Source organism: Vibrio sp. Y176, from assembly GCF_033438945.1.
In genome coordinates, this window is the sequence record NZ_JAWOQS010000001.1 from 752,375 (window position 1) to 766,839 (window position 14,465).

Here is a 14,465-nt window from a genome sequence, read left to right on the forward strand (position 1 = left end):
TTTTTTATTATCTTAATCACATCACTAACATCGATAAACCAGTCAGTGATAGCGATTGAAAGCCAATAGACGTTGTAAATGTTTAGCGAATTACGCTGTTTCTAACTCGCTTTTTTCCACTAGGTTTAAACGCTCACCAAAAATCGGGCGTAGTGCTTTTAATACTTCAGTACGAGTAACCACCCCGACCATCTGCCCATTTTCAAGCACAGGAAGCACTTGTGGCTTACTTACTTTGATACTTTTAGCGCGTTCTTCGAGAGACAAAGACGTCAAGCGAGTGGCAATACCCATACTGCTCGCTGGGTACAACTGCTCTTTATCGATACATAGGAATTCCACAACATCAACGAGGCGATCACCAGCGTCAATTGCGACCACATCTCGGCTCATGATGTCGACGACTTTTTGGTCTTTCACCGGAATGTAGTCCTCACACCATAGTTCTACCATCACATCGTGAGCAGAGAAGAAGCCAACTAATCGATTTTGTACGTCTACAACAGGTGTGCTAGTTACGTTGTTATCAAGTAACACATCCAGCGCGGCTGCAATTGGCGTTTCTGCACGAATGGTGACTGGTTTTTGGTTCATAATGTCTTTAACAAAAGAGGCATTTTTCATGGTGAAATCCTTAACTGACGACAGTGTTGTAGTTGTAGTGATAGAAGAAATATTCGCTGCTTTTAGTTCTGGTCGGCGAAAAATACACCAGTTTGAAAGGCCAACTAATACCGCTCCGCCGACGATATTGCCAAGCGTGACAGGAATTAAGTTAGCGGTAATAAAGTGGCTAATGTTTAGGTCTGTGTATTGTGACGCGGGCACACCGACAGATGCCCAAAAAGATTCAGGTGCAAAATTCGCGATAACAATACCAAGTGGAACCATAAACATGTTCGCAACACAGTGCTCAAAACCGCTGCTGACAAACATTGCCACAGGCAAAATTGTCATTGCTGCTTTTGTCATTGCATTTGCAGAACTAAATGTCAGCCAAATCGCTAGGCAGACCAACAGGTTACAGAGAATACCGAGTGCAAACGCTTGAATGAGAGTGTGGTGAAGTTTGTGTTGTGCGATGTTAAGCGCATTTAATCCCCATTGACCGCCATCCATCTGATAAAGACCAGCAGCAGTAACCAACGCAAGTAGGAACATCGCACCAATAAAGTTACCAACGTAAACTTTGCCCCAGATCGAAAGCATCTTACCGAACGAGATTTGCTTATTGGCCCAAGAAATACTGGATAGGACGGAGCTGGTAAATAATTCACCACCGCAGATCACGATGAGGATCAATCCCATGCTAAATGCGAGTCCACCAGCTAGGCGGCTCAAGCCCCAACCAGCGCCCGTACTGCCGGTGGTCACCGTGATGTAAAACAAGAATGCTAACCCGATGAACGCGCCGGCCATAATGGCGAGGCTTAATGTCATACTGCTGGTTTTGTTTGCCTTACTTAACGCAAATTTTTCCGCTTCAACCATCATCTCTTTTGGAGAAAAATACTGGTGATTTTGAAAACTGGTCACCGCCATATTGACTCCTTAATTTGTAATCGCATAAAAAATCCTTGGTTATTAACTCAAAAATGAAATTGTTGTTTTTATTAAGAGCCTCAATGACTTCGGTTTCAAAACCATTGAGGCTTGCGGTGTTCCCGAACCGCATACTCAGAATAGGGAGAACGGTTAGTAAGGTAAAATTGATAATATTTAGAAACCTCATCAAATTAATTGATAACTTTACGGGGCTAGGTAAAATGAACTCTATTGCTTATTGGGGCATGCTTTAACAATTGTGGGGATTGGGAAATACCCACTAATAATGGAGGACACTTTGCGCTACTCACTTAAGCAATTAGCGGTTTTCGACGCAGTTGCAGATACCGGCAGTGTAAGCCAAGCCGCAGAAAAATTGGCTTTAACACAATCAGCGACGAGTATGTCGCTTGCGCAATTAGAGAAGATGCTTGGCAGGCCGTTGTTTGAGAGGCAAGGCAAGCAAATGGCGTTAACCCATTGGGGGATGTGGTTACGACCAAAAGCAAAACGCTTGCTACAAGATGCATTGCAGATTGAAATGGGCTTCTATGAGCAACATTTATTGAGTGGTGAGATTCGTATGGGAGCGAGTCAAACCCCAGCAGAGCACTTAGTTCCCGACCTTATCAGTATCATTGATAATGACTTTCCAGAAATGCGTATTTCCCTCGGTGTACAAAGTACAAAAGGGGTGATTGATGGGGTATTAGATTACAAGTATGACTTAGGGATTATTGAAGGGCGCTGTGATGATAACCGTTTACACCAAGAAGTATGGTGTCGTGATCATCTTACTGTTGTCGCAGCTTCTCATCATCCTTTTGCGCGTAATCAGTCTGTTAGCCTTGCGCAGTTAGAGCAAGCGAAGTGGGTACTAAGAGAGCATGGCTCTGGCACACGAAAAACATTTGATAGTTCCATTCACCACCTTATTGAAGATTTGGATGTGTGGCGCGAGTATGAACACGTTCCGGTGTTACGTAGTTTAGTTGCTAATGGTCAGTACCTTACTTGCTTACCGTATTTAGATGTAGAGCGATATATAGAAGCAGGTCATCTTGTGGCATTAAATGTACCTGAGTTAAAAATGGAAAGGACGCTTTCATTTATATGGCGCTCAGATATGGCAGAAAACCCATTAGTCGACTGCATTAAAAGAGAGGGGCTGCGAATGATGAAAGGGAAGCCTTCAGTTCTTTAAAGGTTGATTAAACATGCCTACGAGATGAGTTGGGTTTATTCCCCAAATCTGTTGATTTATCGGTTGCGTCAAACTTTTAATGTAAATTGTGAAAATAATAATATCTTATTGTGATCAGCATCACCGATAAGCTGAGCTGATGTATCTAACATGTGTCCTTGATTTCAATGTATGAAGGCAGTTATTGAACCATATAGGTACGATAATAGCCGAGTAGGTATGACTACCATGACGACACTTTTAGCTATTTCTATCACTACTGGAATTTTATCTGGCGTATGGGGTTGGATCGCCATCTCTTTAGGTTTGCTTTCTTGGGCTGGTTTTTTAGGTTGCACGAGCTACTTTGCAGCGCCAACGAGCGGATTGAAAGGACTAGGCATCAGCTTAATCACCAATATGACAGGCGTATTCTGGGCAATGGTAATTATTCACGGTTCCACTTACGTGGGGTTGGAAATTATTGGCTATGCGATTACCGCTATTGTGGCATTCTTCATGTGTATTCAAGCTAAACAGGCTTGGCTCGCGTACATCCCTGGTACTTTTATTGGTTCATGCGCAACATTTGCGGCTGACGGAAACTGGCAACTTGTCATTCCATCGTTGTTGCTAGGTGGTGTGTTTGGCTATCTAATGAAAGCGACAGGGCTATGGTTGCATACGAAATCAACCGCTACTTCTTCTTCGCTTGCTGAGCAAGCACAGTAGTGAACCCCCGATCTTATTGGTATCCACTGTGTATTGAGTTTTATCCCTCTCAATACCCTTAATCAAAATTAATGATGTTTGATACAAGCACACCAAATTGGTGTGCTTTTTTTGTATTACAAGACAATACGCTGAGTGTAAAATACGCCTAACTCATGTATTGCCGTTGGCCATGGTAACAACGCGTTTAAGTGTCCAGCGCAGAAGAACAGGAATACACTCCATGCCTTTCTCTTCACAATGAGAAACAATAGCCAAAGCTAAGTCCGGTTTTGCATGTTTTTTCAAAACACGATTTACGACTTTTTTAGCAGGGATAGGGTGGTCATGAGGAACTTTGATGATGTCCTTAAAGAAAAGTTCAAAACCATTGTTGTACAGAAAGTGCTCGATGTCTCGGTCGGGTAACTCCGTAAGTCGATGCCTTTCCTGATCATGGTCGAGCTGTGCTCGCACTGCATGCGCGTACTTTTTCCCTGCTGGGTCGCCATCGGTAACGACATGCCAATCAATACCAAACTCTTTTGCTACTTTGATGAGTGATTTTAGACCTGATTGAGCAAACTCAACGATTTGAACCCCTTCGGCAGCCAAGTCATACCCGCATTGACGAGCCAGTTCATGAAAAAGCCAAACTTCGGTTTCGCCCTCAACAAGTAACCAGCACCGCGCAAATAATGCTCCTGAACGATGAAAACGAATATGGAAACCAATTCGGCGCAACTCATCTCGACCAAACTTTGTTGAGTTTAAACTCTTAGCGATGGTTCTGTCTGATAGCCGAATTAAACGTCGAATTGAATACAGTGGAACAGAACCGAGTAACGTGCCACTGTTGGTGGTTAATATCTTTTGCATTGGCAATAATTGCAATAAGGACCACGCTCTCGCTAGATGAGTTGGATGCAGTCGACCTTCTGGATCTTCAATGATCAGTATTGGTCTCGCACAGCGCCTTAAATCAGTGGGGCCCTTAGCTTGAAGATAGGCATTGAGTAACCCCATTAAGAGCAAGCGGCTTTGTTTGTCATTGGTTTCTTTCAAGAACTGACTCAAACCTTTATCAGAGGAAGGGCTTGTATAGAAAAGACCATCACGAGGTTTGCGTGGGTTACCTTTACTGACACTTCTGAACGCGAAATAGTGCTCAACAAGCGTTTGCATTGAGTCGAGACTACTACGAATCTCACCTTTATTTACATGGCCAGGCATAGCCAATAAGCGTCGACAGGTATTGTTGATTCGTTTTTCAATCCGAGCATTTTTACCATCGCCGTTGACATGGTTTAAATCTGGGAAGCGTCGGGAGTCACGTAGTCGGATTACAGGATGAAGTGTCATTAACTCAATAGCGAGTTTCTCTGAGTGGTGAAGTTTTTTGGGTTTGCCGTTATGACCCAAAAACGCGTACTCTGTATTAATGCCGTGCTCATCGCGAGACGCACTAATACGATAGTAAATGACTTGCTCACCATCTTCGTTGGTGCACCATGTAGGCTTTATGCGTCTGTAGCGTCCCGCTTTTACTTCGTTTTTATCCTGTGCTTTAAAACAAACAATGATCTGTAAGTGTTGTGTTTGTGGATGAGAAATTGAGTAGTCAACGTGAAAATCTTTCAGTTTGAATTGATACAATGAGCCATTGGCAGGTAATGCGATGGAAAGGGCATCGAGTAATGATGATTTGCCCCACGTGTTTTCACCGATAAGCGTGGTGAGTTCGTCAAAAGAGAGTGAAAGGCGTTTGATGCCTCTAAACCCGGAGATTTCGATGCGTTCTAGTCTCATCTCAATCCTCCTTGCAATTATTTGAATTATCGAGAGTTATTTTGCTACTCCTAAGCATATATGAATTCGAAATTTTTGAGTTAAGCTCAGTTCACAAAATTACGAGAGCCTCTTACTGAATAGAGACCGTTACAAGCGAGGCTTGCTTTCAAAGCCGGGGGACAGCATCGTGATCACTTAAACATGAAATCCTAAATCGCAGTTTCATAAAATTCATGATTCTGTCATGATTCACTTCTTATTATTATAAGGAATGAAAAAAGAGAAGATGAAGATGAATAACAATCATAAGCCAGTGAGAATCAAACTGGCACACATCAATGACACACATTCCTACTTTGAACCAACGTCATTACAGTTAAAGCTTAAGATAAACAATGAACTCACGCTAGAACCCTATGTCAGTGCTGGCGGCTTTTCTCGTATCGCAACCAGAGTCGAGCAGTTAAGAGATGATGCTCAGCGCCAAGGTCATGGGATGTTGTTCCTCCATGCCGGAGATTGCTTCCAAGGCACGCTGTATTTCTCACTATTTAAAGGCAAAGCCAATGCCGACTTATTGAACGCATTAAAGATTGATGCAATGGCGTTAGGTAACCATGAATTAGATATGGGGAATGAGCCAGTTGCATTGTTTTGCCAATGTACTCAGTTCCCATTGCTTGCTGGCAACTGGGATTTATCCAATGAATCACTTAAAAAACCTCACCGTATCAGTGATTGCAAGGATGTATATAGTTACCAACCGGATACACAGAGCGCTCAATACATTGTTAAAGAATTCCATGGTGAGTGGGTCGCGATTTTCGGATTATCCATAGATAAAATGAGCGACATCGCAAACCCTGATGCAGACACGCCTTTTCACTCAGCAATTGAAACCGCCAAGGCGACCGTAAAACAAATCCATTCATCAGGTATAAAAAATATTATTCTTCTGAGCCACTTAGGTTATGAAGGTGATTTAGAGTTAGCTGAGCAAGTCGCAGGTATTGGTATAATTGTTGGTGGACACAGCCACCGGTTGCAAGGTGATTTTTCATCAATAGGGTTAGGACAAGACGATCCCTACGGTATCAAAATTAATGATACCTATGTGGTGCAAGCGGGTTTCCATGCTTTGACAATGGGGCACTGCGTCATTGAGTTTGATGAACACGGTAAAGCAACGATGTTGAGTGGACAAAATGAACTGTTGCTTGGTCGACGTATTTTTTGGGACTCGACGCTAAACCAACAGCTCGACCAAGGTGTATTCGAAACCGCGTGCGACTTCATCCATGGTCAACCGAATGTCGTGGTTTGTAAGAAACACCCGGAAACTCAAGCGATCCTGAGCGATAAATATATTCCTCAGGTCAGGCAGTTACAGTCACAAGTCATTGCTAGTGTTGACACCAAAAAGCGTCATGTGAGAATTCCCGATGAATTTGGTGAGAGTGAGTTGGCTTCCTCCGTTGCCCGATCATTTCTGCACTGTTTAAACAAACGTGGATATGACGTTCAATTTGCAATTCATAATGCGGGTGGCGTGCGAACCTCTTTGAACCCTGGCAACATTACAGTGGCAGACATTGCCGGACGGCTGTTGCCTTTTGCCGTTCCTATCGGCTTTTACGATGTAAAAGGCAGCGCTATTCGCCGTGCACTTGAAGGCGCGATAAATAATGCACTCAACAATGGCGTAGAAGGCACTGGATCTGGCAGTTATCCGTACACTTACAATTTAAACTTCGAGTACCACGCAGATGCCCCAAAAGGTGAAAGAGTTCAATCATTAGTGATTTTTGATGGCAAACAATGGGTTGGTGTTCAAGATGATGTTTGGTATCGAGGGACTTCTTCTGCCTATACGATGAAAGGGAAAGAGGGGTACGACGCATTGCAGGAGATGAAAGGAGAAGGACGTGTGACCAGTTTGTCCATGGCTGATTGTTTTATTGAACTCCTGACCGATGAGCCAAACTGTTTGAATCAAAGTCACAAACTTTACACAAAGCGACGTCGATAATAGATACTGGTATTGATTTTGCTGCTCTCCACTTACTACATGGGTTGATGAGGATGGCAGTATGTGGAATAAAGATTGGGCAGATACGGCAGTCGTGGTTGCCTGGATCGCAATTTGGTCAACACTGGTCTACTTTGTGCCTCTAAGCGGCTTTTGAATTGCTAAGAATGTGGATGTTACAAAAGGGAGCAGTAATGCTCCTTTTTTGTATCTATCTTCCCCGTTAGGGCTCTAACCAATGAAGAGTTTGTCTTGATCCATTTGCTGCTTTTTGTCTGTTTACTAAAGTTCAGGTGGTTGAATCCATTTCTTTCTTTTTATAGTGCTTCCTGATTTTTGATAAGAATTTTATTTCGATAAGACAAGGCTTTTTTGTTGGAAAGCCTGACGCTCGGCGTTATTATGTCGGCGTTTGGGGAGTAGTTAGCGCAAGTTTACTTATCGTCATCTCGTTAAGCATCAGCTTATCCGGTAAGTAAAGGTGTTACGTGGTTCATTCACGTCAACACTTCAACGAGACCAACGCATTCATTGACTAGCAGCACATAATCGTTATGTGGCTGTTGGTTGTTATTGTCTGCGGAAGGTCACCAAACGAAGTCCTTCCGCCATGGGAGGAAATATGTCTCTTATCGAAAATACCACCCAATTGAGCCAATCGGTGCCTCTTCAAGAATCATTAGCGATGTATGGTGCTTTTGGTTTATTTACCCTTGTTCTTGTTACGCTTGATATCTATCAAACACGTGGTGGCGCTATCACGATGAAAAAAGCCATCGTTTGGAGTGTTTTTTGGTTCTTGCTTGCCTTTGTTTTTGCAGGTTCTATTTATTTATTCTGGGACTTTTACGCGCCACATAGCGCTTATACGAACGACAAAGCAACGATTTCATTCTTAACTGGTTACTTACTAGAGAAGTCGTTAAGCGTTGATAACTTGTTTGTGTTTGCCATCATCTTTGCACAATACAGTGTGCCGGAGCATTTGCGTCCGAGAGCATTGCTTTGGGGGGTGATAGGTGCGCTAGTTTTACGCGCTGTCATGATTGCGGTTGGTGCTCAGTTACTTGCACAGTATCACTGGGTATTGTACTTATTTGCTGCTTTCCTTATTTGGACAGGTGTTAAGCTAGCTCGCGACAAAGGCGAAGCAGAAGAGGTTAATCCATATCCGGAGCAGTTGATTCGAAAGGTATTGCCAGTTACAGATGACTACCAAGGAAATCACTTAATCTTAAAGCAAGCTGGTAAGTGGGTGGCAACACCGATGCTGATCGTTGTTGGTGTCATTGCAGTAATGGACGTTATGTTTGCATTGGATTCTATACCAGCTATATTCGCGGTAACGCGAGAGCCATTTTTAGTCTTAGCCGCGAACGTATTTGCATTATTGGGTTTGCGATCGCTGTACTTTGTTCTTCAAGCAATGTTAGATAAGTTTGTGTACTTAAAACCAGCATTATCAGTAATCATGATGTTTATCGGGGTGAAAATGCTATTGGTTGGAACAGAATATGAGATTCCGACAGCATGGTCTCTCACATTTTTAGTTGTTGTGATGACATCGGCAGTGGTGGCATCACTCCTAAAAAATAAAGCGAAGCGTCAAACTAGCGTTAATATTACTAATCAAAAAATATAAAGTAAGCACTAAAATCAAAAGAAATAACGAAAAATATTGTTAAATATATGTTGTTGCTTAAGGGGCGATTATGCAGGTAATGTTCAGTTATTCAATGTAATCGCAGCAATTGTGATTATTTATGCCGTTATTATTCATTTGTATTTTTGAGTTTTGTAATGAGTTTGTTTTATTATAAATTCTAATCTGAATGGGTAAAATTTGTCATTTCTTAAACAATAATAAACTGACTAATATACAACCAACTAAACAGACTACTGCTTTTAAAGAGAGGCAATCATGGCACAAGCAATGCAAATGACAAATGTAGCTTTACCAACCTCTATGGATAAGAAAACCTACGCGGTTAACTTCAAAGGACTGATTGCTCACTTACTGGACATTCTATTTGTAGATAACACTGCGCCACGCAGTTACTACGCAGAAGACTTGTCAGCACATATTCAAAAAGACATCGGTATGTACCGTTAATATTGAAATAGTGTAAGAAATACCGGCCTATGAGCCGGTATTTTTTTATTTGTCAAACATGTCTACTCAACCTACGCCCTAGAAAAGAAACACTCTAGAGGAGGTAGACATGATAGTAGATTAAGTGTTGTATAGAAAAACGGAGCACCATTGGTGCCCCGTTTTGACTTGACTGAAGTGAGATATTACTTCTTGCGGCAGTATTCTGCGATCACGTACATCGACTGACCACCATTTGCCTTACCCGAAACTAGCTTTGGATCATCGCCAAGGCTAATACCACGAATCACTGTACCTTGTTTGATTACTTGGTTAGTGCCTTTTACTGGTAGGTCTTTAATTACTGTTACATCGTCACCTTTCTTAAGTTCAGTGCCGTTACAGTCAACCGTTTTATCGTCAGCAGACATCCCTTTCATTGCCCAGTTCATTTGCTCTTCTTCCATGTACATCATGTCAAGAGCATCTTGAGCCCAGCTTTCTGTGTTTAGGCGAGTGAGTTGGCGCCATGCAGTCACTTGTACAGCAGGAACCTGGCTCCACATGCTTTCGTTTAGACAACGCCAGTGGTTAATGTCTTTTGGCTCATCGATCTCACCCAGACACTTATCACAAACCATGATGGCAGTATCAACCGTCACATTACCGTGAGGTGGGACAGCGTATGCAGTTAGTTGAGATTCAGAAGAACACAGTTCACATTTTGACTCGCAGCGCGCAAGCAGAGTAGCTTCAATAGACATAAGGACTCACCTTAGTAATGTTATTTTGTGGCGGTATTATCCACTTTATCCTGAGAAATAAAAGGGTGTTAGCGAATTAAAGACTAGATTTTACAATACTCCAACCTGATTAAGGTGAAGATGTAAAATATTCGCTAAATAAATAATACGGAAGTATAAAAGACTCTATTAATTGTTTTGGCTTATGAATTGGTTGTGTCAATTTCTACAACGATTACAAGCCTAAAAGAGGTAAATGTAGAGAGAGGGTGGCTAGAACATAGCCCTCTAATTTACAGAGGGCCTGTAGTTAACGTTCGACAATCTGGACAATTTGCTCTTTTGAAATGCTCATTTCTTTACCATCCATGTCTTCATACTCGTACATACCCGTTTCCTCGTTCAGGTCTGGTTTACCGTAAGAGGTAATAATTTTCCCTTCATTTGTCGACATCAGATATTGGCTACTTCCGCATGCAGCAAGAAGTAATACAGTGGCAATAACAGTCAATACGCGCATAGAGTTTTCCTTTTAAACAAGTGAGTTAGGCAAAGACATCGATTTAACTATAGCAGAGGAAATATGAGTGGGTTTGAATACAATTGAAATGAAAAAGCCCAGTAGAAACTGGGCTTTGGTAGGAAGGGTGTTGCGATTACTTCAAAACAGAAGTGTTAGTGACACCTGTTAGTGCGTCATCCATTAAGAAGTCAGTGTTTTCCATCTGCATCTCTACATGATGATCAATATCAGACAAAGTGCCATTTGGCGAAGCAAAAGTACTGTGCGATGCAGTAGCATTAAACTGTACAAAGCTCGCAGTTGCATTCACAGTAGTGTCCGTACTGTTCACAGTCTTCAACCCTAGCTTATTAGCGAGCGGTTCAGTACCCGCGAATGGTGCATTTGGAACGCTGTTTGGTACTGTGCTATCGCCATCCACTTCTGTCATAAAGAATGGTGTCGTTAGCGAACCAGATGCCACTAAATCTGAAGCGTTTGTGAACGGATCGACAGTGTCTAGTGTAGTCTGTGCTGCATAGATAAATTGTGAAAAACCTGCTTCTAGCGCTGCTACTTGAGCTTCCGTTGCCGCAGCCTCAAATGCTTCGTAACATGTTTTATCTTCTAGATCCGCACATGATGCATCAGCGTAACTCGCATAGTCTTTAGATGCTGCATAAGCGAGGTTATGTTTGATCTGAGGGCCGTAATTGTCTGAACCCAGTAACAAATTACCAATTTGTCCACCAGAGTTCTGTACTGATGCAGAACTAAAGGTGTACAGTGCATCCGCAGTAGGGCTGCCCAATGTATTGTTTGCTGCTGCGACGGCAGATGTAGCGACAATACCGCCAAGTGAATGACCTAGCATTTTGACTTTTGAACCCGTCATTGGGTTGAAGCCTTGCAGAGGACCTCCAGCTAAAAGACCGCCTTGAGCAGATACTACCAAGCTAGCGCGCAAACCTAACACATCCAGAACACTTTGACGTAGGTTGTCACGCGCAACGGCTAAGTTGGAAAGATTTAGATAAGCCAGTACATTCGCATTTGCGGAACGTTGTTCATCTAAGCTGCGCGTACCATGAATAGGTAAGTCAATAGCGATAACTGCCACACCTGCTTTTACCATATTGAACGCGAACGCGTACGCATTCTCTTTCGCAGAGGTGATGCCGTGTTGATAAATCACAACGTCTGTCGCGACGCCAGATTTAGGTGTGAAGACCAGTACTTCGACATCTTCAACCGATTTCACTACGGGAACAGGCGAGTAGCGAGTAATAATACGCTCACTATCAAGCTGGGTACCATCGGTAAGAGTAAGCTTAGCTCCAACAAGTTTTAGCTGCTCTGTAGGATCTGTAGCAAGCTTTGTCACATCAACAGGATCATTTGCAAAAACGCCTGTTGATAGCTGCTGAACCATGTTTGCTTGCTCGTTCGGATCCGCTAATGCTGCGCTTAGCTTCGCTAGGCTTGGCATCGCAGATACCATTGGTTGCATGTTCCAGCTTGCGCCTTTTTCCAAGTAATGAGGCAGTCTTACCACACCTTGTGTCACGCTTACATCGGCACCTGATTGCATGTAAAGGCCTTTAATTGCCGTTTTAGCTGCGTCTAGATCGCTAATGTATTTACTAAAGTCATCGTCAGAGTCTAGCGCAGTGCTAAAGTCTTGGGTTTCACCGAGCGTTATTGTGTAGGCCGTTGATAAGTCTACTGAACCTTCGTTTGAGTCATTTTTGTAAACGGTATTTAGTGTGTTTGCGCCAGTAGAAAAACCAGTAGCGGTTACTCCTTTGACTGCCGCTAACGTATCACCTACAGACTGGGTACTGAACCATGAGGAGTAAACGATGTCGTTAGGATTAACTTGAGCTAGACCAAAAATGCCTTCAACCGCCTGAGTGACTGCTTGAACAGAAGCAAGGTCGCCAGTTTCATAAACGATTTCTTTCGATTTACCTGTCGCATAACTGGCTGATGTACCAATTGGCTCACCATTCACGTCAGTAACATCTTGTGTAACCGCAAAAATGTACTCGCTTGACTCATCAAGTGCAGCCAAGAACTGGATGTATAGAGAGCTACCTTTTGCTTGAACTACGTAGTCCTGATTCTGAACGAGTACCTCTTCGATTGGGTTAGATTTACCGTCCCACTCGGTTAAGCGTTGGTTAATCTTGATGACTTTAACACCAGACGACAGCATGCCCGTTGCAAAACCGTCGCCGTTGAAGTTAAGAACGATTGGCATAGACGTTGACCATCCATCCATCGTGTTCATTGAGGCTCTAGGGTTGGTTAAAGCATCATCGCCATCAGTTGGCAGACCAAGCGTACCATCGCTTGTGTCCATTAATAAGTAAGACGGTGCCGGTACATCTGCGTTCGCTCCTTGAAGCGTAAAACTGATGGATGTTTCGCGATCAAGCAATGCTTGGACTTCATCTTCAAATTGAACTTTGTCGGAAGTACCAGAGCTGGAGGTATCATCACCACAACCAGCAAGAAGGATTGCAGAACAAAGCATTGATAATTTAAACGTGTGTTTCATTGGTTTACTCCGTAATCCCATTATTTGAAGGTGTAGTTCATCTGTACCGCGCTGATGTAAGCAGTACCTTCTGAGTCAAACTTAATCTCTTCACCCAGAGCATTTTTCTCAGTGAAAGAGCCTGATTTACTCTTAACAAGTGCAAAGCCTGCATCGAAAGTTAAATTCTCATTCATTGCGTAAGTTAGGCCCGCGCTGTACCAAAAACGGTCACTGTCAGGGATACTCAATGTTGCTTCACCTGCTTGTTCGTCGTACGCAAAGCCTGCACGGAATGTCCAGTCTGTATTAAGTATGTAAGTTGCACCAATGGAGTAGCGATTGTTGTCTTCATATTTCTCAGGTTTAAAGAAACATACTCCGTCATTACATTCGTTACTGGTCGCTTTTAGTTCTTTAAATGTGCTCCAGTCGGTTTGTTGCCAGCCGTAATGTACAGCCCATTGTTCATTCAATTGATGGAAAGCCGATAATTCGATAATTGAAGGGAGAGAGATTTTTAAACGGCCATCAACTTTTGGTGATGAAGCTCGACCAGAGTCGTAACTACTAAACTCACCGTCATCAAAATCTAGATCAACCTTAGAGCGGTAGCCAAAGCCAAAACGGTTGTTTTCATTTAGCTCAAATAAAGCGCCGACATTCCAACCCCAAGCGAAAGTTTCACCTTCCATGCCGACAAGGTTATCGGACTTATTACCACCTAAAATACCGGCGAGTGCGCCTTTGTGGCGAGTCAGCTCTGCTTCAGCGTAAACTAGGTTGATACCACCACCGACACTGAAAGACTCGTTGATACGGTAAGCGACATTAGGGTTGATGTTTACTGAAAGTAGGGAAGTGTCACCCGCCATATCACCTGCGGAAATATCATTTGGATAGTCAGTGGCAACACCATATGTTGTGAACATACCGATACCCCAAGCCCAGCTATCATTGATAGGGCTGATGTAATAACCTGCTGGCACGATCTGTAAAGGAGCGACATCTTTCGCGTGTTCATTGTTTACAGTGTCGTACACATCGACTTCAGGGTCGATGATAGATAACGCGCCCGAAAATTGAGCTTCTTTGAAAAGTGTCATTGCTGCAGGGTTACGAGCAAGGACGCTGGCATTATCTGCGACAGCCCCTTCACCTGAAAATGCTCGACCAAGACCAGATGCCGAATGTTCAGCTACCTGGAAGCCCGCTGAGTGGGCATTACACGCAAACAATATTGAAATTGTAAGCAGAGAGCAGTGCTTCTTGTTCATCCTTGACCCTCCTAGGGTGTCATAATGCTGGACCGAAGTCCTTGTAATTG

The 14,465-nt window shown here is 43.1% G+C and carries 11 protein-coding genes; 5 read left to right on the forward strand and 6 right to left on the reverse strand.

Features of this window, described 5'->3' with window-relative positions; all coding sequences use genetic code 11:
• Positions 1-90: 90 nt before the first annotated feature.
• Positions 91-1,542 carry a formate transporter FocA gene (gene focA, locus R7O13_RS03300; protein WP_318302977.1) on the reverse strand — a complete coding sequence of 484 codons (1,452 nt, stop codon included), beginning with the start codon at positions 1,540-1,542 and terminating at the stop codon, positions 91-93.
• A 301-nt stretch (positions 1,543-1,843) separates the two neighbouring features.
• Here focA and R7O13_RS03305 point away from each other — a divergent pair, with 301 nt between their 5' ends.
• A complete protein-coding gene (locus R7O13_RS03305; protein WP_005376369.1) occupies positions 1,844-2,749 on the forward strand; it encodes a LysR substrate-binding domain-containing protein in 906 nt (301 codons plus the stop codon).
• 228 nt (positions 2,750-2,977) lie between these two features.
• On the forward strand, positions 2,978-3,460 hold the full coding sequence (locus R7O13_RS03310) for a DUF1097 domain-containing protein (RefSeq protein ID WP_318302979.1): 483 nt from the start codon (positions 2,978-2,980) through the stop codon (positions 3,458-3,460).
• A 153-nt stretch (positions 3,461-3,613) separates the two neighbouring features.
• On the opposite strand, the gene R7O13_RS03315 is transcribed toward R7O13_RS03310, so the two are convergent.
• On the reverse strand, positions 3,614-5,248 hold the full coding sequence (locus R7O13_RS03315; RefSeq protein WP_042520844.1) for an ATP-dependent endonuclease: 1,635 nt from the start codon (positions 5,246-5,248) through the stop codon (positions 3,614-3,616).
• A 268-nt stretch (positions 5,249-5,516) separates the two neighbouring features.
• Here R7O13_RS03315 and R7O13_RS03320 point away from each other — a divergent pair, with 268 nt between their 5' ends.
• The 3 genes from R7O13_RS03320 (at position 5,517) to R7O13_RS03330 (ending at position 9,372) form a co-directional block, all read left to right on the forward strand.
• A complete protein-coding gene (locus R7O13_RS03320; protein WP_318302982.1) occupies positions 5,517-7,259 on the forward strand; it encodes a bifunctional UDP-sugar hydrolase/5'-nucleotidase in 1,743 nt (580 codons plus the stop codon).
• A gap of 622 nt (positions 7,260-7,881) precedes the next feature.
• Entirely contained in the window at positions 7,882-8,901 is a 1,020-nt protein-coding gene (locus tag R7O13_RS03325; RefSeq protein ID WP_031781325.1) for a TerC/Alx family metal homeostasis membrane protein, read from the forward strand.
• A 279-nt stretch (positions 8,902-9,180) separates the two neighbouring features.
• The gene (locus R7O13_RS03330; protein ID WP_005376351.1) at positions 9,181-9,372 is read left to right on the forward strand and encodes a hypothetical protein; all 192 of its coding nucleotides are present in this window, start codon (positions 9,181-9,183) and stop codon (positions 9,370-9,372) included.
• Positions 9,373-9,557: 185 nt separating this feature from the next.
• Here the strand turns inward: R7O13_RS03330 and R7O13_RS03335 are convergent, their stop codons facing one another.
• From R7O13_RS03335 to R7O13_RS03350, 4 genes are all read right to left on the reverse strand, one after another.
• Positions 9,558-10,115, reverse strand: coding sequence for a PhnA domain-containing protein (locus R7O13_RS03335; RefSeq protein ID WP_005376350.1), 558 nt, complete (start codon positions 10,113-10,115; stop codon positions 9,558-9,560).
• Between the two features lie 289 nt (positions 10,116-10,404).
• Complete coding sequence (locus tag R7O13_RS03340; protein ID WP_005376349.1) at positions 10,405-10,614, reverse strand: YgdI/YgdR family lipoprotein; 210 nt, start codon at positions 10,612-10,614, stop codon at positions 10,405-10,407.
• Between the two features lie 136 nt (positions 10,615-10,750).
• A complete protein-coding gene (locus tag R7O13_RS03345) occupies positions 10,751-13,159 on the reverse strand; it encodes a VolA/Pla-1 family phospholipase (protein WP_151515600.1) in 2,409 nt (802 codons plus the stop codon).
• A gap of 20 nt (positions 13,160-13,179) precedes the next feature.
• Positions 13,180-14,415: an outer membrane protein transport protein gene (locus tag R7O13_RS03350; protein ID WP_262664995.1), complete on the reverse strand. Its 1,236-nt coding sequence runs from the start codon at positions 14,413-14,415 to the stop codon at positions 13,180-13,182.
• Between the last annotated feature and the right edge of the window lie 50 nt (positions 14,416-14,465).